At 73.1% G+C, this 18,404-nt stretch carries 21 protein-coding genes; 10 read left to right on the forward strand and 11 right to left on the reverse strand.

Going from position 1 to position 18,404, the window contains the following annotated elements; genetic code table 11:
- Positions 1-3: 3 nt before the first annotated feature.
- Together ACIBST_RS29065 and ACIBST_RS29070 are read left to right on the forward strand one after the other, a co-directional pair.
- Positions 4-450 carry a hypothetical protein gene (locus ACIBST_RS29065; RefSeq protein WP_352322420.1) on the forward strand — a complete coding sequence of 149 codons (447 nt, stop codon included), beginning with the start codon at positions 4-6 and terminating at the stop codon, positions 448-450.
- Positions 447-842 (forward strand): hypothetical protein, encoded by a 396-nt coding sequence (locus ACIBST_RS29070; protein ID WP_397176214.1) that lies wholly within the window; start codon positions 447-449, stop codon positions 840-842. The genes ACIBST_RS29065 and ACIBST_RS29070 overlap by 4 nt, the downstream gene beginning before the upstream one ends.
- Before the next feature lie 4 nt (positions 843-846).
- Here the strand turns inward: ACIBST_RS29070 and ACIBST_RS29075 are convergent, their stop codons facing one another.
- Positions 847-2,331: a carboxyl transferase domain-containing protein gene (locus ACIBST_RS29075; RefSeq protein WP_397176216.1), complete on the reverse strand. Its 1,485-nt coding sequence runs from the start codon at positions 2,329-2,331 to the stop codon at positions 847-849.
- A 73-nt stretch (positions 2,332-2,404) separates the two neighbouring features.
- Positions 2,405-3,562, reverse strand: coding sequence for a CaiB/BaiF CoA transferase family protein (locus ACIBST_RS29080; protein ID WP_397176218.1), 1,158 nt, complete (start codon positions 3,560-3,562; stop codon positions 2,405-2,407).
- 75 nt (positions 3,563-3,637) lie between these two features.
- Here ACIBST_RS29080 and ACIBST_RS29085 point away from each other — a divergent pair, with 75 nt between their 5' ends.
- The 3 genes from ACIBST_RS29085 to ACIBST_RS29095 are packed head-to-tail and all read left to right on the forward strand — an operon-like array spanning position 3,638 to position 5,177.
- A complete protein-coding gene (locus tag ACIBST_RS29085) occupies positions 3,638-4,168 on the forward strand; it encodes a uridine kinase (RefSeq protein ID WP_387661300.1) in 531 nt (176 codons plus the stop codon).
- Positions 4,169-4,215: 47 nt separating this feature from the next.
- A complete protein-coding gene (locus tag ACIBST_RS29090; protein ID WP_397176220.1) occupies positions 4,216-4,731 on the forward strand; it encodes an RNA polymerase sigma factor in 516 nt (171 codons plus the stop codon).
- Positions 4,728-5,177, forward strand: a complete 450-nt coding sequence (locus tag ACIBST_RS29095; RefSeq protein WP_397176222.1) for a hypothetical protein — start codon at positions 4,728-4,730, stop codon at positions 5,175-5,177. Before ACIBST_RS29090 ends, ACIBST_RS29095 begins: the two co-directional genes overlap by 4 nt.
- Here ACIBST_RS29095 and ACIBST_RS29100 read toward each other — a convergent pair.
- Entirely contained in the window at positions 5,155-5,835 is a 681-nt protein-coding gene (locus ACIBST_RS29100) for a histidine phosphatase family protein (protein ID WP_397176223.1), read from the reverse strand. The genes ACIBST_RS29095 and ACIBST_RS29100 overlap by 23 nt on opposite strands.
- A 72-nt stretch (positions 5,836-5,907) precedes the next feature.
- Between ACIBST_RS29100 and ACIBST_RS29105 the strand changes: the two genes are divergently transcribed.
- Complete coding sequence (locus ACIBST_RS29105; RefSeq protein ID WP_397176224.1) at positions 5,908-6,777, forward strand: NAD(P)-dependent oxidoreductase; 870 nt, start codon at positions 5,908-5,910, stop codon at positions 6,775-6,777.
- Between the two features lie 14 nt (positions 6,778-6,791).
- Here the strand turns inward: ACIBST_RS29105 and ACIBST_RS29110 are convergent, their stop codons facing one another.
- Genes ACIBST_RS29110 through ACIBST_RS29120 form a run of 3 tightly spaced genes read right to left on the reverse strand, consistent with a single transcriptional unit; the run spans position 6,792 to position 10,938 of the window.
- Positions 6,792-8,600 carry a hydantoinase B/oxoprolinase family protein gene (locus ACIBST_RS29110; protein ID WP_397176226.1) on the reverse strand — a complete coding sequence of 603 codons (1,809 nt, stop codon included), beginning with the start codon at positions 8,598-8,600 and terminating at the stop codon, positions 6,792-6,794.
- Positions 8,593-10,593 carry a hydantoinase/oxoprolinase family protein gene (locus ACIBST_RS29115; RefSeq protein ID WP_397176227.1) on the reverse strand — a complete coding sequence of 667 codons (2,001 nt, stop codon included), beginning with the start codon at positions 10,591-10,593 and terminating at the stop codon, positions 8,593-8,595. The genes ACIBST_RS29110 and ACIBST_RS29115 overlap by 8 nt, the downstream gene beginning before the upstream one ends.
- A 6-nt stretch (positions 10,594-10,599) precedes the next feature.
- A complete protein-coding gene (locus tag ACIBST_RS29120; RefSeq protein ID WP_397176228.1) occupies positions 10,600-10,938 on the reverse strand; it encodes a hypothetical protein in 339 nt (112 codons plus the stop codon).
- A gap of 135 nt (positions 10,939-11,073) precedes the next feature.
- On the opposite strand from ACIBST_RS29120, the gene ACIBST_RS29125 reads away from it, so the two are divergent.
- Complete coding sequence (locus tag ACIBST_RS29125) at positions 11,074-11,688, forward strand: thymidine kinase (protein WP_352322400.1); 615 nt, start codon at positions 11,074-11,076, stop codon at positions 11,686-11,688.
- A gap of 36 nt (positions 11,689-11,724) precedes the next feature.
- Here ACIBST_RS29125 and ACIBST_RS29130 read toward each other — a convergent pair whose 3' ends face one another.
- The 4 genes from ACIBST_RS29130 to ACIBST_RS29145 are packed head-to-tail and all read right to left on the reverse strand — an operon-like array spanning position 11,725 to position 14,509.
- Positions 11,725-12,129, reverse strand: coding sequence for a MarR family winged helix-turn-helix transcriptional regulator (locus ACIBST_RS29130; protein WP_397176229.1), 405 nt, complete (start codon positions 12,127-12,129; stop codon positions 11,725-11,727).
- Positions 12,130-12,163: 34 nt separating this feature from the next.
- Entirely contained in the window at positions 12,164-12,835 is a 672-nt protein-coding gene (locus ACIBST_RS29135) for a DsbA family protein (RefSeq protein ID WP_397176231.1), read from the reverse strand.
- 47 nt (positions 12,836-12,882) lie between these two features.
- Positions 12,883-13,779 carry a hypothetical protein gene (locus ACIBST_RS29140; protein ID WP_397176232.1) on the reverse strand — a complete coding sequence of 299 codons (897 nt, stop codon included), beginning with the start codon at positions 13,777-13,779 and terminating at the stop codon, positions 12,883-12,885.
- Positions 13,780-13,834: 55 nt separating this feature from the next.
- On the reverse strand, positions 13,835-14,509 hold the full coding sequence (locus tag ACIBST_RS29145; protein ID WP_397176234.1) for a carbon monoxide dehydrogenase subunit G: 675 nt from the start codon (positions 14,507-14,509) through the stop codon (positions 13,835-13,837).
- Positions 14,510-14,605: 96 nt separating this feature from the next.
- Here ACIBST_RS29145 and ACIBST_RS29150 point away from each other — a divergent pair, with 96 nt between their 5' ends.
- From ACIBST_RS29150 to cydB, 3 genes are all read left to right on the forward strand, one after another.
- A complete protein-coding gene (locus ACIBST_RS29150) occupies positions 14,606-15,517 on the forward strand; it encodes a polysaccharide deacetylase family protein (RefSeq protein WP_397176236.1) in 912 nt (303 codons plus the stop codon).
- A gap of 170 nt (positions 15,518-15,687) precedes the next feature.
- Positions 15,688-17,031: a cytochrome ubiquinol oxidase subunit I gene (locus ACIBST_RS29155; RefSeq protein ID WP_397176238.1), complete on the forward strand. Its 1,344-nt coding sequence runs from the start codon at positions 15,688-15,690 to the stop codon at positions 17,029-17,031.
- A gap of 12 nt (positions 17,032-17,043) precedes the next feature.
- Positions 17,044-17,925 carry a cytochrome d ubiquinol oxidase subunit II gene (cydB, locus tag ACIBST_RS29160; protein WP_397176240.1) on the forward strand — a complete coding sequence of 294 codons (882 nt, stop codon included), beginning with the start codon at positions 17,044-17,046 and terminating at the stop codon, positions 17,923-17,925.
- Between the two features lie 6 nt (positions 17,926-17,931).
- Here cydB and ACIBST_RS29165 read toward each other — a convergent pair whose 3' ends face one another.
- On the reverse strand, positions 17,932-18,357 hold the full coding sequence (locus ACIBST_RS29165; RefSeq protein ID WP_397176242.1) for a hypothetical protein: 426 nt from the start codon (positions 18,355-18,357) through the stop codon (positions 17,932-17,934).
- Positions 18,358-18,404: the final 47 nt, after the last annotated feature.

An 18,404-nucleotide genomic window follows, 5' to 3' on the forward strand; every position in this document is an offset into this window, starting at 1 on the left:
GCCATGAGCGGAACGCAGATGCAGAAGGTCGTGCCGCCGCGTCTGCTCGTGCCGTACCTGTCGGGCAAGCGCACGGTGATCTCCGGCTACGTCTACCGGGTCCAGGACTGCGTCAGGCTGACCACGCCGGCGGCCCTCTACTACGGCCTCGACCTGTCCTTCGACGGCTCGGAGCTGTTCCCCGAGGTGCCCGAGCTCTACCTGATGCGCTGGCACGCCCGCGACGTCGACACCTACGCGGTGCCCTACGGCCCGCACATGGGAGGAGACTGGAGCGACGTGCCGCCGTTCGCCGGCAACGGGTTCACCACCTCGCCCGACCACGTGGTGCCGCAGTTCCACACCGTGCCGATGCCGATCCCGGCGGGGGCGGAGATCGTCCACGTCACCGGCGAGGGCGAGCGGCCCTTCGCCGGCTACGACGGCCTGACCTGGCGGCCCGCCGCATGAGCGAGGAGATCACGCCGGTCGCCTCCGGCTTCGTGGCCCGCTTCGGCGAGCGTACGCTGCCGGCCGCGCTCGGCCCCGACAGCGACCAGGTCGTGCTGTTCAGCGAGGTGGAGCTCGACGGCTTCGAGCCCGCCTCGGGCTACTGGCGGCGGGTGGTGGCCAGGTCGCGGCTGGAGTGGCTGGTGCTCGTCCGCACCGTCGGCGCCTTCGGCGGCGAGCCGTGCATCGTCCTCGACGAGGACGACGACGGCCTGCACATCGCCTACACCGGCCACAGCGGCATGAAGGCCGAGGCGCTCGGCTACTGGATGGTCGACCACGGCGCGTACGAGGTGGTCGTGCCGCGCGAGGAGGTCTTCTCGATCCGGGTCGAACGCATCCCCGTGCCGTAGGCGGTCACCCCAGGGCCCGGTAGCGGGCCAGGCGGGCCGCCAGGCGGTCGGCCGGGGGCACCGCCAGCAGCTTGGCGATCTCGTGCTCCAGCGCCCGCCCGACGCGCTCACAGAACTGCCTGGGCTCGTAGGCGGCGTCCGGCAACTCGGGGATCACCCGGTCGACGATGCCGTCGCGCCGCAGGTCGGTGGCCCGGATGTGCTGGGCCTGGGCGATCTCGGGGGCGAAGTCGACCGACCGGTAGAGGATGGCCGAGGCGCCCTCCGGCGGCAGCGGCGACAGCCAGGCGTGCTGCGCGCACAGCACCCGGTCGGCCGGCAGCAGCGCCAGGGCCGCGCCGCCCGCGCCCTCGCCGAGCAGCAGGCACACCGTCGGCGCGTCGAGGGTGACCAGCTCGGCCAGGCAGCGGGCGATCTCGGCGGCCAGCCCGCCCTCCTCGGCCGACTTCGACAGGTCGGCCCCCGCCGTGTCGACCACGGTGACCAGCGGCAGCCCCAGCTCGGCCGCCAGGCGCATGCCGCGCCTGGCCACCCTGAGCCCGGCCGGGCCGAGCGGCGAGCGCCGGCGCTGTCTTCGCCGGTCCTGGCCGAGCACCACGGCGGGCGCCGACCCGAACCTGGCCAGCGCCAGCACGAGCCCCGGCTCGTTCTCGCCGGCGCCGCTGCCGCTGAGCGGCGTCACGTCGGTGGCGGCCAGCTTGAGCAGCGTGCGCACGCCCGGACGGTCGTCGCGGCGGGAGCGGGTGATCGCCTCCCACGCCTCCACCGGCCGCAGGTCTTCGGCGGGCGGCTCGCCCGCCACGACGCCGGCCGGCCCGGCGCACAGCACGGACAGGGCCCTGATCGCGACCCGGCGGGCGTCGTCGGCCGACACGACGGCGTCGACCAGGCCGTGCTCGTAGAAGTTCTCGGCCACCTGGACGCCCTCGGGAAAGGGGTAGCCGTGCAGCGCCTCGAACACCCGCGGCCCGAGGAACCCGATCAGCGCCCCCGGCTCGGCCGCCGTGACGTGCCCGAGCGAGCCCCAGGAGGCCAGCACGCCGCCCGTCGTCGGGTGGCGCAGGTAGACGACGTACGGCAGCCCGGCCGCGCGGTGCTCCTGCACCGCGACGGTGATCCGGACCATCTGGACGAACGCCAGCGCGCCCTCCTGCATCCGGGTGCCGCCCGAGGCCGGGGCGGCCAGCAGCGGCAGCCGCTCACGCGTGGCGCGCTCGACCGCGGCCGCGATGCGGGTGGCCGCGGCGACCCCGACCGACCCCGCCATGAAGGAGAACTCGCAGACGACGACGGCGACCCTGCGGCCGTCGAGCAGCCCCTCGCCGGTGATCACCGACTCGTCGTAGCCGGACTTCACGCGGGCCGCGGCCAGCTCCTCGGCATAGGAGGAGCCGGGCTCCGCCGGATCGGCGGGCGGCGCGTCCCACGACTTCCACGACCCCCTGTCGAGGACCGCTTCGATCAGTGTGCGCGCGTCCGGACGGCTCACTATCGCTCCTAACGATCAACCGATGATGCCATGGTGACGCACGAGGGTACATGCCGGAGCCGGGAATTGCCGATCATCCCTCCCGCTCTTCGAGCCAGGCGAGCACGGCCTCGCCGTCCTGGCCGAGCGCGGGGGGCGCGGTGTGCTCGGCCGGGGGCAGGCCGTCGAAGCGCAGCGGCGGCCCGGGAAGCTCGATCGGGCCCAGCACGGGGTGGTCCACCTGGACCAGGAGCCCCTGGGAGCGGGTCTGCTCCCAGGCGTAGACCTCGTCGATCGACCTGATCGCGCCCGCGGGCACGCCGGCCTCGCCCAGCCTGGCCAGCCAGTGGGCGCGGTCGTGGTCGGCCAGGGCCTTCTCCATGTCGGCGATCAGCTCGTCCCGGTGTGCGAATCTCTGCCTGTTGGTCGCATATTTCGCCACATCAGGGTCGATGTCGAGTAGTTTGGCCACCTTCTTCCACTGGCCGTCGTTCGCCACGGCGATCTGCAGCATGCCGTCGGCGCAGCGGAAGGCGCCGTAGGGGGCGATGGAGGCGTGGTGGTTGCCGTTGGCGCCGGGGACCTGGCCGCCGACCGTCCAGGCCGTGCCGTGGTAGGAGTGGACGCCGGTGACCGCGGCCAGCAGGGACGTGCGCACCACCCGGCCCCGGCCGGTGCGCTCGCGCTCGTACAGGGCCGCCGCCACGCCGTACGCGCCGTGGATGCCGGCCAGCAGGTCGGCGATCGAGGCGCCCACCCGGTACGGCTCCTCGCGCGAGGGCCCGGTCAGCGACATCAGCCCCGCCTCGCCCTGGGCGATCACGTCGTAGCCCGGCCGGCCGCCCTCGGGCCCGTCGTGGCCGAACCCGGTGATCGACAGGACGACCAGGCGCGGGTTGAGCTCGTGCAGGCGCTCGACGGGGAAGCCGAGCCGGTCGAGCACGCCGGTGCGGAAGTTCTCGATCAGCACGTCGCTCTGGCGGACGAGCCGCTCGACGAGCTCCTTGCCCTCGGCGGACTTGAGATCGACCGCGATGGACTGCTTGTTGCGGTTGGCCGCCAGGAAGTAGGTCGAGATGTCGTGATCGGGCCCGACGAAGGGCGGCCCCCATCCGCGCGAGTCGTCACCTCCGTCCGGATGCTCCACCTTGATCACCCGGGCGCCCAGGTCGCCGAGCATCTGCGCGGCGTGCGGCCCCGCGAGGGCCCTGGACAGATCGAGCACGACGACGTCGCCGAGGGGTCCGGGCAAGGTCAACCTCCAGCTTGCGTTGGGCCGGAAGAATATTCTCTCAGGCGGCCGTCCACCATCGCCTACCCTGGTCCGGTGAATTCCCTGGCCCGCCGCATCCAGGCCCTGCCGCCCTCCTGCGGGCCCGTCCGCCTGGTGGCCGTCGACGGCCCGGCGGGCTCGGGCAAGACCACGTTCGCCGGCCGGCTCGGCGCGGCGCTCGGCTGCCAGGTGATCCACAGCGACGACTTCCCCGTCCACTGGGACGACGGCCCCGGCGCCTGGTTCCGTCTGCTGGACGAGCAGGTCCTGCAACCGCTGCGGCACGGCCGCCCGGCCGGTTTCCGCCGCTACGACTGGGTGCGCGAGCGCTACGCCGACCAGGTCGCCGTGCCGGCCGCGCCCGTGCTGGTCGTCGAGGGCGTCGGCACCGCCCGCCGGTCGGCCGCCCGCCTGCTGGCCTTCACCGTCTGGGTGGAGGCCCCCGAGGCGGTGCGGCTGCGGCGCGTCCTCGACCGCGACGGCCCCGAGCTCGAACCCCGCTGGCGGCAGTGGTTCGCCGCCGAGCGGGCCTGGTTCGCCGCCGACCGCACCCGCGAGCGCGCCGATCTCGTCGTAGAGACGTGAACCGGGTCGTCCTGCCGCCCGACTGGACAGGGTGACGGAAGGACGACATGACAGATGAGCTGCTCGTCGTACGCGCCCAGCTTGGCGAGCGCGCGGCGATCGCCGAACTCGTACGCCGCTGGCACACCCCGGTCTGGACCTACGTCCGGCGCATGCTGGACGCCGAGCGGGCCGACGACGTCGCCCAGGAGATCTGGGCGGCCGTCGTGCGCGGCCTGCCCCGGCTGCGCGCCCCGGGACGGTTCACGCCCTGGTTGTTCACCATCGCCCGCCGGGCGGTCACCGACCGCCTGCGCGAGGAGTACGCGCGGGCCGTGAGCGCGGCCGAGCCGGAGCCGGTCATCGGCGACCCGGCCGAAGCCGTCGTGGACCGGGCCGGCCTGGTCGCCGCCCTGTCCGCCCTGCCCCTTCCCGAGCGGGAGATCCTCGTCCTGCACTACCTGGAGGACCTGCCGGTCGAGGAGTGCGCCCAGATCTGCGGCATCCCGGCGGGGACCGTCAAGTCCCGGCTCAGCCGCGCCCGCCGCCTCCTGCGCGACCACCTGAAGGAGATCGACCAATGACCGATGAGCCGCGCCTGACCGCCGACCAGATCATCGAGCGTCTCGAACCGTCGCTGTCGCCGTGGCGGCGCGTGCGCGCGCTGACCGCCCTGCTGGCCGGGGCCGCCGGGACGGTCTTCGTCTGCGCCCTGTGGTGGACCGAACCCGGCCCGCTGCCCGGCCGCACCCACCTGGCCTTCGCCGCCCTCACCGCGTTCTGCCTGGCCTGGGCCTGCTACGGCGGCTGGCTGAGCACCCGCAGGACGCCGCTGTTCGCCCGCGACCGGGTGATCGCCGGCTGGATCGCCCTGGCCGCCGCCCTGCTCACCACCGCGCTCGTCGCCGCCGTGGCCCCGGGCGCGCTGACGCTGGGGCTGGCGTTCGTGGCGGTGAGCGCCGCGCTGACCGGGCAGGCCCACGCGCGGCGGGCGCGGCTGCTGCGGCTCAGGCGGGATCTAGGTGGGTGACGTCGTTGAACGCCACCACCTCGAACCCCGCGCCCGCGGCCCGCCAGACCGACACCGACGCGTTCAGCACCGGCGCGAACCGCAGGACGTCGGCCAGGTCGGCGTCGTCCCGCCCGGCCATGACGTGCCGCAGGCCCAGCACCACCGAGTCGTGGGCGACGATCAGCACCCGCCGCCCGTCGGCCGCCGCGCGCAGCCCGTGCAGGAAGTCCTTCAGCCGGACGACCACGTCGGCCAGCGACTCGCCGCCGGGCGGACGGTAGGCGTAGGGGCCCTCGGCCCGCATCCGCCGCACCTCGCCGGGGAACCGCTCGCCGATGGCGGCCAGGTTGAACCGCGCGAAGTCGCCCGACTCCTGGTCTCTGAGCCGCTCGTCCACGGTGACCGGCAGCGCGCCGGCGCCCCAGGTCTCCTGGGCGGCCTTCCAGGTGTCCAGGGCCCGCAGGTAGGGGGAGCACCACACCTCCTCGGGCGCCTCGCCGGCGGGCAGCCCGGCCAGCCTCCGGCCGAGCGCCCGCGCCTGGAGCAGGCCGAGGTCGGTCAGCGTCACCTCGTGGTCGCCCCGCTCGTAGACCAGTGGCCGGTCGCCGGCCTGCGCGTGCGCCAGGTTCGCCTGGCTCTCCCCGTGGCGTACGGCGACGATCCGCGAAGGTCCCATGCCCGCCATCCTCGCATCCGGACGCCGTACCTCGCCGGAGCCGCCGGACCGGGCCGTCGTAGGGTGATCCTCATGACTGAAGTCGCACTTCTGGGAACCGGGCTCATGGGCGCTCCCATGGCCCGCAACCTGCTCAAGGCCGGTCTGCCGGTCAGGGTGTGGAACCGCACGCGGGACAAGGCCGAGCCGCTGGCGGCCGACGGCGCCGTCGTCGCCGGCTCCCCCGCCGAGGCGGTCGAGGGCGCCGACGTGATCGTCACGATGCTCAGCGACGGCGACGCGGTGCACGACGCGATGACCGCCGCCGCGCCCGCGCTGCGCCCTGGCCAGGTGTGGGCGCAGATGAGCACGGTCGGCGTGGCGGCGGTCGGCCGCCTGGCCGCCCTGGCCGCCGAGCACGGGCTGACCTTCGCCGACGCGCCCGTCCAGGGCACCAAGCAGCCGGCCGAGCAGGGCACGCTGCTCATCCTGGCGGCCGCCCCCGAGCCGGCCAGGCAGGCGCTCGCCCCGGTGTTCGACGCCGTCGGCTCGCGCACCCTGTGGCTCGGCGAGGACGGCGCCCAGGGCACCGGCACCAAGCTCAAGATGGCCGCCGTCAGCTACGCGATCTCGATGACCGGCATCGTGGCCGAGGCCCTGGCCCTGGCCAAGGGGCTCGGCCTCGACCCCGGCCAGGTCCGCGAGGTGATCACCGGCGGCCCGCTGGACAACGTCTACTTCCAGGCCAAGTCGAAGGCCATCCTGGAGGGCGAGTTCGAGCCGTCCTTCACCGTGCACAACGCCGAGAAGGACACCCGGCTGATCACCCAGGCCGGCGAGTCGGCCGGGGTACGGCTGGACATGGTGGCGGCGGCCGGCGAGCGCCTGCGCCGCGCCGAGGCGCAGGGGCACGGCGACCAGGACATGGTGGCCACCTACTTCGCCAGCTTCGACAGGGAGTAGCCCTCGCCGGTTCGCTAGAGTTCGTCCACCTCCGCGAACGTCCTGCCGCCGGACAGCCTCGGGTAGCCGGGGCCGCGGTCGAAGAAGCGGTCCGCGGGCGGGCGGAGGCGGGCGCGCAGCTCGGCGGTGCCGCGCTCGTCGATGCGGTCGCCGTCCAGGACCACGCCGTAGTCGCCCAGGGCGCCGGCGATCGAGACCTTGCCGTCGCGCACGTCGGCCGCCACGGCCCGCGGGTCGCGGTCGTAGGGGGATCCCCAGCCGCCGCCGCCCGTGGTGCGGATGCGGATCAGGTCGCCGGCCTGGACGGGGTGGTCGTCCACCAGGCCGTCCATCTCCTTGCCGGCGATCTCCACCCGGAACGGGCGTCCGGCCAGGCCGCCGTTGACGCCCCAGCACGACAGGATCGACCGGTCGGCGATCGACATGTACGACGCGTCCCGCAGCATCCTGATGTGCTTGTCGTAGCCCAGGCCGCCGCGGAACATGCCGGGGCCGCCCGAGTCGCAGGCCAGCCCCAGCCGCTCCACCCGGAACGGCCACCGCGCCTCGGCGAACTCGACCGGGATGTTGCGCGAGTCCGGGACGACGTGGATGGTGTCCTCGCCGTCGGCGTACCAGCGGCCGCCCGAGCCGCCGCCCAGGACCTCGCGCATCAGGTACGGCGTGCCGTCCGCGTCGCTGCCGTACACGCCGGTGTAGCGGATGGTCTCCTGGTCGGCGGGCATGCGTCCGCCGGTGGCCTTGGCCAGCACCCCGGCCAGCACGCCGAGCAGGCGCAGGATGACGAACGTGCGGGCGTTGGTGGGCGCCGGGAAGACCGGGGTGAGCAGCGTGCCCTTCTCCGGGAAGACCATGTCGATCAGCGGCACGACGCCCTCGTTGACGTCGAGCTCGGCCATGCGCTCGGGCGTGTCGGCGAGGTTGCGCAGCACCGGCGCCAGCCACTTCTTCAGGAAGACGCCGTCGGCGTAGTCGCCCGCGTGGTTGATCGGGCCCTTGGCCTGGGGTGAGGTGCCGGTGAAGTCGATCGTGAGCGGCGCGTCGGCGGCGTGGTCGACGGTGAGCGTGATGCGCTGGGCGTGCAGGCGGGGCTCGTCGACGCCGTCGTGCTCGGCGTAGTCCTCCCAGACGTACGTGCCTTCGGGGATCTTGGCGAGCAGTTCCCTGCGGAAGGTCTCGGTGGTCTTGGAGACGATCGCGTCGAAGCACTCCTCCACGGCCTGCCTGCCGTACCGGTCGAACAGCTCGCCGAGGCGGCGGGCGCCCATGAGGCAGGCCGCGCACTCGGCGTCGAGGTCGCCGGCCAGCGAGTCGGGCATGCGGGAGTTGCGGGTCATGATGCGCAGCGCGGTCTCGTTCGGCACGCCCTGGTCCCACAGCTTGATCGGCGGGATCATCAGGCCCTCCTCGTACACCGAGCGGGCGTGCGAGGGCATCGAGCCGGGCACCGCGCCGCCGATGTCGTCGTGGTGGCCGAACGCCTGCACGAACGCCACCACGGCCCCGTCGTGGAAGACCGGCACGGTGACGCACAGGTCGGGCAGGTGGCCGATGCCGCCCTCGGACAGGTAGACGTCGTTGTGGAAGTAGACGTCGCCGGGCTTCATCGTCTCGATCGGGAAGTCGCGCACGATCGGCTGGACGAGCGCGCTGTAGGAGCGGCCGGTGAGCTTGCGCAGCCGGGCGTCGTGGATGCCGGCGCGGAAGTCGTGCGCGTCGCGGATCATCGGGGAGCGGGCCGTACGGGCGATGGCCGTCTCGACCTCCCGCTCGACGGAGGCCAGCGTGCCCTCGACGATCTCCACCAGGATCGGATCAATCACGTCGGATCTCCACATTTCCGTATTCGTCCACCTTCGCGGTGAAGCCCGGGTGCACGGGGATCGTCGATCCGTACTCCTCGATGACCGCCGGCCCCTGGACGGTGGCCCCCGGCCCGAGCGCGGCCCGCTGGTGGATCGGGGTGTCGCGGGTCTCCTCGAAGTGCACCGAACGGACCGCGGTGGCCCCCTCCCCCGGCTTGTCGAGCCGCCGGATCGCCGGACGGGTGATGGGACCGATGCCCGAGACGCGCAGGTTAACCCACTCGACGCCGTGGCGCGGGTCGTCGCGGTAGGCGTACCCGTAGAGCTTCTCGTGGGCGTCGTGGAAGGCGTCGATCACCGTGCGCTTCCAGTCGTCGTCGAGCGGGCCCGCCGGGGCCGCGACGCGCACCTCGAACGCCTGCCCGTAGTAGCGCAGGTCGGCGCTGCGCACGTACACCGGGTCGTCGAAGCCCTCGCGGTCGAGCGCCTCGGCGGCCTGGCCCTCCAGCTCCTGGAAGATCTGCGCGGCGGTCTTCAGCGCGAGGTCGCGGGTGACGTACGTGCGCACGTAGTCGTTCTTGACGTCGACGGTGAGCAGCCCGAACGCCGAGACGTTGCCCGGGTCGCGCGGCACGACGACGGCGGGCAGGCCCAGGATGTCGATCAGGCGGCAGGCCAGCAGCGGCCCCGACCCGCCGAACGTCACCAGCGGGAAGTCCCGGACGTCGAGGCCGCGCTTGACGGTGAGCTGCCGGATCGCGTTGCTCTGGTTGAACGCGCTGATCTCCAGGATGCCGGTCGCGGTGCGCTCGGGGGTGAGCCCGAGCTTGTCGGCCAGCGCCTCGATGCCCTGGCGGGCGGCGTCGGCGTCGAGCGGGATCTCGCCGCCCAGCAGGTGGGGCGGGATGCGGCCGAGGAACACGTGCGCGTCGGTGACCGTGACCTCCGAGCCGCCCTTGCCGTAGCACAGGGGCCCCGGATCGGCGCCGGCGGAGCGGGGGCCGACCTTCAGCGTGCCCTCGGGCGAGATCCAGGCCACCGAGCCGCCGCCCGCGCCGACCGTGACGATGTCGATCATCGGGATCTTGCACGGGTACCGGCCGACCGTGCCCTCGGTGGTCAGGGACGGCTCGCCGTCGATCACCACGGCCACGTCGGTCGAGGTGCCGCCGCCGTCGAGGGTGATCACCGACGGGTGCCCGGCGGTGGAGGCGATCAGCGCCGCGCCGAGCGCGCCCGCCGCCGGGCCCGACAGCACGGTGGTGATCGGCTGGTTGACGACCTCGCGCGCCGACAGCACGCCGCCGTTGGACTTCATCACCGAGAACGGCATGCCGAGCCGGTTGGACAGGCCGGCGATGTAGCCGCGCATGGCGGGCTTGACCGCGGCGTCCACCAGGGTGGTGATCGAGCGCTCGTACTCGCGGTACTCGCGCAGCACGTCGCTGGAGAGCGAGATCACCGCCTCCGGGTGCTCGCGCCAGAGGATCTCGCGCATGCGGCGCTCGTGCTCGGGGTTGGCGTAGGAGTGCAGGAAGCACACGCCGACCGCGGTGATGCCCTTCGACCTGAACCAGCGCGCCGCCTCCACGGCCTGCTCCTCGGAGAAGGGCCGCACCTCGTTCCCGAGGTGGTCGAGCCGGCCGCCGACCGTCCTGACGAGGTGCACGGGGACGATCCGCGGCGGTTTGACCCAGAAGTAGGAGTTGCCGTAGCCGTCCGGCACGCTCTGCCTGGCGATCTCCAGGATGAACTCGAAGCCCTCGGTGGTGATGAACCCGAGGTTCCCGATGCGGTCTTCGAGCAGCTGGTTCGTTGCGACGGTGGTGCCGTGGACGATGGAGGCGACGTCGAGCTCGCCCAGCTTCCCGATGCCCGCGACGAACCCGTCGGCCGGGTTCGCGGGCGTCGAGGGGGTCTTGGTGGTGACGATCTCACCGGTCTGCTCGTCCACCGCCACGACGTCGGTGAACGTGCCCCCGGTGTCCACTCCGATTCGGACGCTACGCATGGCTCCTCAGCTTCGGCGCCGGCCGAGAACTTCGTCGATGACCCGGGGCGCGTTCTGGGTGCCGACGTAGGCCGCCAGGCGCACCACCAGCTCTTGGGATTTCGCCAGCTCGGCCTCGACTCTGGCCTTCCCCGACTGGCCGGCCTGCACGCCGAAATAGGCGCCGATGATCGTGCCGACCACTCCTGCCACGCCCGCGAACAGCGCGGCGAACTCACGGGTGGCGAACACGGCGGCGCCGAAGGCGATCAGGATCGCGACGATGCCCGCCACGACGACCAGGAAGCCGTACCGCCAGCGGGTGGCGTCGGCCTGGGCGGCCGTCACGTCGTCCTGTGTCAGCATCGCGTCGAGCGTCGGTGGATTGTCGGTGACCACAGTTCCTCCTGAGAGTCCAGGGGAGAAATGTCCCACGAGGTCATGGGACAAGCCAAGCCGCTAAGCTGGCCTCCTGTGACCGAACTGTCTGCCTTGTCAGCCGTGCCATCCGGAGCCCGGGACGCCGTGCTGAAGTTCTACTTCGGCCCCATGGACTGCGGGAAGTCCACTCTGGCGCTCCAGATGAACTACAACCACGGCCGCCAGGGGCGGCGAGGGCTGGTCCTGACCAAGCACGACCGCTCCGGCGGCCCGAAGGTCACCAGCCGGATCGGGCTGGGCCTTGAGGCGATCGAGGTGGAGGACTCCCTCGACCTCGTCGGCCTGGTCACCTCGCACGAGCGCATCGACTACCTGATCTGCGACGAGGCCTGCTTCTACACGGTCGAGCAGATCGAGCAGCTCGCCGACCTGGTGGACGAGCACGGCATCGACGTCTACGCCTTCGGCCTGGCCTCCGACTTCCGGTCGGTCATGTTCCCCGGCGCGCAGCGCCTGTTCGAGCTGGCCGACGAGGTGTGCCGGCTGCAGGTCGAGGTGTTGTGCTGGTGCGGACGCCCCGGGCAGCTCAACGCGCGCGTGGTGGGCGGGGTGCTGGCGCGGACGGGCGAGCAGGTCGTGATCGGCGACACCGACGCCTCGCCGGTGCGCTACCAGGTGCTCTGCCGCCGCCACCACCGCTCCGGCCAGCTCGGCGAGGGCGGCGCCCCGGCCTGACCCGCGTGCCGGGGGCTCTGGCGTGAGCCAGGTGGCTCAGACCAGCCGGTCGAGGGCGTCGTGGAACAGGCGTCGCTCGTCCTGCGGCAGGGCGGACAGGAAGGCGCGCTCGGCCTCCTCCACGGCCGGCACCGCGAGGCGCATGGTCTCGCGGCCGCGCTCGGTCAGCTCCACCGCGTTCTTGCGGCGGTCGCCCGGATGCGGCCGCCGCGCCACCAGCCCCTTGCCCTCCAGCGCGTCGACCATGGCGACCATCGTGGTGCGGTCGATGCCGAGCCGCTGGGCCGCCTCCTGCTGCGACAGCGGCTCGGGGGCGTCGATCACCGACAGCACCCCGAGCTCCCGCCCGTCGATCCCGTAGGGCGCGAGGGCCGGGCCGGTGAACTCGGCCAGGCGCAGCGCGGCATGCTTGAGCAGGTAACCAAGGCGGCGGCTCGACACCTTCCGATTGTCCCACCGCCGCGGGCGAGGCCGTTCAGACCGCGCAGTAGCCGTCGTCGTCGCATCCGTCGGCGGGCGGGGCGAGCTGGGTGATCGGCGTCTGGCCGGTGCGCTCGGCGACCTCGTCGATCGCCGCCGCGAAGGCGTCCTCTGGCTGCGCGCCCGACACCGCGAACTTGCCCTCGAACAGGAACAGCGGCACCCCGCTGATCCCCAGCGCGCCGGCCCTGGCGAGCTGCTCGCGCACCTGCCCGGCGCCCTCGCCGGTGTCATGGACGCCGACCTCGCCGGCCAGGCGGCTCAGCACGCCGGGGTCGCCGACGTTCGCGCCCTCGCCGAAGTACGCGCGGAACAGCCGGTCGGCCATCTCCTTGCCGAGCCCCTGGGCGGTGGCGGCCTCGATGAGCCGGTGGGCCTCGAAGGTGTTGGCGTTGACGGCCCGCTCGTAGTCCATCTCCAGGCCCTCTTCGACGGCGACGGCCCTGACGCGCTCGGTCATCTGCCGCGCGCCCGGCCCGAACTTGCGCTCAAGGGCCGGGATCAGCGGCTCGCCCTCGACGGGGGCGTCTGGGTTGAGCTGGAACGGGCGCATGGTCACCTCGATCGTGCCGCCCTTGGCACGGAAACGCTCGGCGGCGCGGGCGAACCTGACGTGCCCGATATAACACCAGGGGCACACGACATCGGAGAAAATCTCGACTTTCACCCCAGCGACAACCACGCGGCCCGCACGACGATTCCGCCGGCCGCGGGTCAGCCGGCGGCCAGCTCCTCCAGCCGGTACGGCAGGTAGGCCGAGTCGTCCACCAGGGCGGACGCGCCGCGCCACCAGCCGAACCACTCGCCGCTGCGCCACATCCAGTCGACCCGCTCGATGGCGGCCACCACGTCGCCGACGGTCGCCCAGCGCTCGCCCAGCTCCTCGCGGGTGACGCCGTGGCGCACGGCCCAGGCCCGCAGCACGCCCGCGGCGGCGGCCGGGATCTCGCGGGCGTACGGGTCGGGCTTCTCGCCGGGCAGCCGGTGGGGCCCGAGCCCGGCGGCCACCCCCCAGCTCCACTGGGCCTCGGCGGGCCTGGAGTAACGCAGCGACTGGAAGTCGAGGTTGGACCCCAGCTCGTCGTCGGGACGGCGGGCGACGACCGCGTCGAGCCGGCCGCCCGCGTCGAAGTGCACCACGAGCCGCCGGCCCGGCGTGACCCCCGGCGGCAGCTCGAAGCGGTCCTCGGCCTGCCAGGAGTTGAGGTCGACCTCGGCGACGGGCGGGCCCCAGAGCCGGTCGGCGGCGTCGTCGGCGATCCAGGCGGCCAGCATCTCCAGCGCGGTCAGGTCGGTCCACGGCTCGATCGCGACGGCCGTGCGCAGCACCTCGTCGGGCGGCGGCAGCTTGCCGCCCCTGGGCCGCGTCCACCAGCCGGGGCCCAGCTCGCGGGTGCCGACCAGGAGCGCGGCGATGGCGGCCAGTTCGGCCGATCGGCGGGTGAGCGAGGCGCCGAGCGCGAGCCCGAGCGCGCGGTCGGTCCGCTGGTCGCCGAACACCGGCCGCACCTCGGCGACCAGGGACTCGGCGGTGGGGCGCTCCTCCCCCAGCAGGTCGCGTACGATGCGCCTGGCTTCGTTCCGTGCGTCTTCAGCGTGTGCCTGCCGCATACCGCCACGCTACGCCTGGAGATCCTTTTCCGCGAGAGTCGTCGTGGCGCGTCCCTCAGCCGCGCCGGCCGCGCCCACCGCCGCCCGCCTCGCGGCCGAGCAGCCGGCCCACGGCGACGCCGGCCAGCGCGGCGGCCGCGCCCATGCCGAAGGCCGCCAGCAGCGCCCACGGGCGGGGCTCCGCGTGCCGCGCGGGCGGCCGTTCGTAGACCGCCGGGGCGGCCTCACGGGCGGCCTCACGGGCGGCCTCATGGGCGGCCTCCGGCGCGGTCTGCGCCGCCGGGAGCGGGGGCGGGGCGCTGAGGTGGCCCTCGACGGCGGAGAAGAACTCGCCCGCCGTGCGCTTGGCGACCGAGCCGAGCATGCGCTGCCCGACGCCGCCGATCATCCCGCCGATCACCGCGTCGGCGTCGTAGTCCACGCGGGTGCCGCCGTCGATCTCGCTCAGCCGCACCAGGACGGTGGCCTCGACCGTGCCCGGCGCGCCCTGGCCGCGCGCCCGCAGCGTGAAGCTCTCGGGCGCGCGCGGCTCGGCGAGCGCGACCTCCCCCTGGTAGACGCCCTTGATGGACGCCACGCCCGCGTTGACCGTCATCCTGTAGGTGTCCGGCCCCGTCTCCTCCAGGCGCTCGCAGCCCGGGATGGTGCGCACGAGCACCGCCGGGTCCTGGAGCGCGGCCCACACTCGATCACGTTGTACGCCGATCACGGCGCTGCCCGCCACCTTCATGCGGCCACTCTAGGCACCGGTGACGGGCTGGTTAAGGGCAAGACCTGCCAGTCGGGCGACGCGTCGTGCGGATCAGGGCTGGCAAGATGGTGCTCCATGTGCTGGGGGCGTGGAACGGTCAGGGGCGGGGCCGGGCGTGGCGGGCTGGGGCCGGCCGTGCTCGCCGGGGTGCTGGTGGCGCTGGCCGCCGGATGCGGCACGGGCGGCGACGCCGGCGGCACCGGCGGGGTCGTGACCGGGCCGTCGGCGAAGCCGTCCGCGACCGGCGTCCCCTCGTCCCGGCCCACGCCGCAGGGCCCGCCGGGGGCGCTGCCGCGCGCCGGCGAGGTGGGCCCGATCCGCGGGGAGGACGGCCTGCCCCCGGTGATCAGCTCGATCCCCACCAAGCGCAAGGTCGTCTTCCTGACCATCGACGACGGCTGGGAGCAGGACCCCGGCTTCGTCAAACTGGTGCGCGACCGGCGCGTCCCCATCACCGCCTTCGCCATGCGCGACGCGGTCGAGGCCAAGGGCAGCCCCGACCCGGCGGGCGGACCCGGACGCTATGTGGGTGCCGGCAAGTGGGGATATTTCCGGCAGCTCCGCGACGTCCACGTGCCCGTCGAGAACCACACCCTGACCCATCCCGACCTGCGCCGCCTGCCGCTCGACGGGCAGCGCCGGGAGATCTGCGGCGCGGCCCAGGTGGTCGGCAAGGAGATCGGGACCCGGCCGACCTTGTTCCGGCCGCCGTTCGGCAGCTACAACACCGACACGCTGCGGGCCGCCCGGCGGTGCGGGGTGAAGGCCGTGCTGCTGTGGACCGCCACCGTGCAGCCGGGCGGCAAGATCGCCTACCAGGTGCCCGACAAGCGCCTGCGTCCGGGCGACATCCTGCTCCTGCACTTCCGGCCCGATTTGGCGGCCGACTTCCGGGTGCTGATCGACAAGATCAAGCGGCGCGGCTTCGAGCTGGGCAATCTGCGGGCCTACCTCGACTCCGCGGGCGGGGTCCGCCGGGCGGGGTAGCCCGCAATCCGCCCGGCGGGTGACGCGCCGGGACGTACCCGTACGGGATCCTCGAAAAGTAGGCAGAACCGAGGGATGTGACCAACGTCGCATCGCGTTGCTCTACGGCCTGTAGTACTACTACAGGTAGAAGTACTACAGCTTGTAGAGCTATGAGCGGGTGGGGATTGATGGACGCGCTTGACCTGGCACGGTGGCAGTTCGGGGTGACCACCGTGTACCACTTCTTGTTCGTGCCCCTGACCATCGGTCTGGGCATCTTCGTCGCGGGCCTCCAGACGGCCTGGCACCGCACGGGCAAGGAGCACTACCTCAAGCTCACGAAGTTCTTCGGGAAGCTGTTTCTGATCAACTTCGCCATGGGCGTGGTCACCGGCATCGTGCAGGAGTTCCAGTTCGGCATGAACTGGAGTGAGTACTCCACGTTCGTCGGTGACGTCTTCGGCGCCCCGCTGGCCATGGAGGCGCTGCTGGCCTTCTTCATGGAGTCCACGTTCCTCGGCCTGTGGATCTTCGGCTGGGACCGGCTGCCGAAGAAGGCGCACCTGGCCAGCATCTGGGCCGCAGCCATCGGCTCCAACCTGTCGGCCTACTTCATCCTCGCGGCCAACGCCTGGATGAAGCACCCGGTCGGCTACGAGGTCGTGGACGGCAAGGCCAGGATGACCGACCTGTGGGCCGTGCTGACCAACTCCACGGCGGTCGCGCAGGTGCCGCACGTCATCGGGGCCGCGTTCATCGTGGCGGGCGGGTTCGTGCTGGCGGTGAGCGGCTACTGGCTGCTGCGGACGCGCGCGCCGATGTGGCGCAGCGCCGCGCGCGGCGCGCTGGTCATGACGGCGATCGCGGGGGCGGTCGTCGCGGGCACCGGCGACATGTCGGCCAAGCTGATGTACGAGCAGCAGCCCATGAAGCTGGCCGCGGCCGAGGGCCTGGAGCGCGACACCGCGGGCGCGGCCTTCTCCCTCGCGCCCGGCATCGAGATCCCCAAGGTGCTCAGCTTCCTGGCCACCAACGACTTCGACGCCACCGTCCAGGGCACCGAGGACCTGCAGCGGCGTTTCGAGCGGCAGTTCGGCCCCGGCGACTACCGGCCCGACCAGACGATCGTGTTCTGGTCGTTCCGCGTGATGATCGTGTTCGGCATGGCCACCGCGGGGCTCGCGCTGCTCGGCCTCTGGCTGACCCGGCGCAGGCGCGAGGTGCCGTCCTGGCTGGCGCGGGCGCTGCTGCCGGCCCTGCCGCTGCCGTTCGCGGCGGTGATCGCGGGCTGGCTGCTGAGCGAGATCGGCCGGCAGCCCTGGACGGTCGCCGGCGAGCTGCTGACCGCCGCCAGCGTCTCGCCCGGCGTGAGCCTGTCCGAGGTCGCCATCTCGCTGACCGTCTTCACGCTCCTGTACGGCGGCCTGGCCGTGGCCGAGGTCGTCCTGCTGGCCAAGCACGTGCGCAAGGGCGTCGAGGAGCGGCAGCCCGCTCCCGAGGCGCAGCCGCTCGAACCGTCGCTGATGTACTAGAGGGACCAGACCATGATCAACCTGTGGTTCGTCATCATCGCCTTCCTCTGGACCGGGTACTTCGTCCTCGAAGGCTTCGACTTCGGCGTCGGCCTGCTGGCGCCGCTCCTGAGCAGGAACGCCGCCGAGCAGCGCCAGAGCCTGCAGACCATCGGCCCGGTCTGGGACGGCAACGAGGTGTGGCTGATCACGGCGGTCGGCGCCATGTTCGCCGCCTTCCCCGCCTGGTACTCCGGCCTGTTCAGCGCGTTCTACCTGCCCGTCACGCTCATCCTGGTCGGCCTGATCGTGCGCGGCGTCGGGCTGGAATGGCGCGGCAAGGTCGCCAACCCGATCTGGTGCGACCTCGGCATCCTGGTCGGCAGCGGCCTCCCGGCCTTCCTGTGGGGCGCGATCTTCGCCGACGTGCTGTTCGACAGCGGCCCGGCGGCCCTGCTCGGCGGCGCGTTCACGCTGACGCTCTGCGTGCTGCACGGCGCGGTCTTCCTCGCGCTGCGCACCACCGGCCCGGTGCGCCGCCGGGCCAGGACCGCCGCCATGGCCGCGGCGGCGGTGGCCATCCCGGTGGCCGTGCTGGCCCTGTCGAACCTGGGCTCGCCGCCCGCACTGGCCGCCATGGCCGCGCTGGCCGCCGCGGCGGCGCTGATCTGGCGGCGCAGGGAGGGCTGGGCGTTCGGCGCGACCGCCGCGGGCATCGTGCTGGCCACGCTGGCGGTCTTCATGGAGCTGCGCCTCGCGCCGCTGCCCGGACTGACCCTGGCGCAGGCCGCCTCGGGGCCGTACACGCTGACGATGCTGAGCTGGATCGGGCTGATCACGCTGCCGTTCGTGCTGGTCTACCAGGGCTGGACGTACTGGGTGTTCCGCAAGCGGGTCATGCTGGCGGCGGCGTAGGGCGTCTCAGCCGACCGTGCGCATCCGGTTCGTGCGGTGGTCCTTCAGGTGGAGGTCGCCGCCGAGCCGCTCCTTCAGCAGCTCCAGCACCTTGCGGCTGGACAGCACGGTCCACAGGTTGCCGACCAGGTGCGGGTTGTACTCGGGGGCGGCGTCCATCCAGGCGTCCTTGCCGGCCTGGCTGGCGAACGTCGTGACGAAGAACTGGCCGTCGGCGGTCCGGCAGTAGCCCGTACGGATCTCGGCGGCGTCGACCTGCATGCGCGGCTTGCAGCCGACCTTGGCGGCGAGCTGCTCGACCGTCTGGGGCGCCGCCGCCCGCGCGGCGTTCCGGCCGGCCGCCGCCGGGGCTCCGGAGCCGCCGCCGGCGGAGCAGGCGGCGACCAGCCCGGCCAGCAGCGCGAGGACGGCCAGACGTGGAAGTGTCGTCATGTGCGGAGGTACGCACGGCCGCCCGCGCCGGTTCAGCACCGGTTCGG

The sequence above is a fragment of the Nonomuraea sp. NPDC049684 genome, from assembly GCF_044465345.1.
GTDB lineage: Bacteria > Actinomycetota > Actinomycetes > Streptosporangiales > Streptosporangiaceae > Nonomuraea.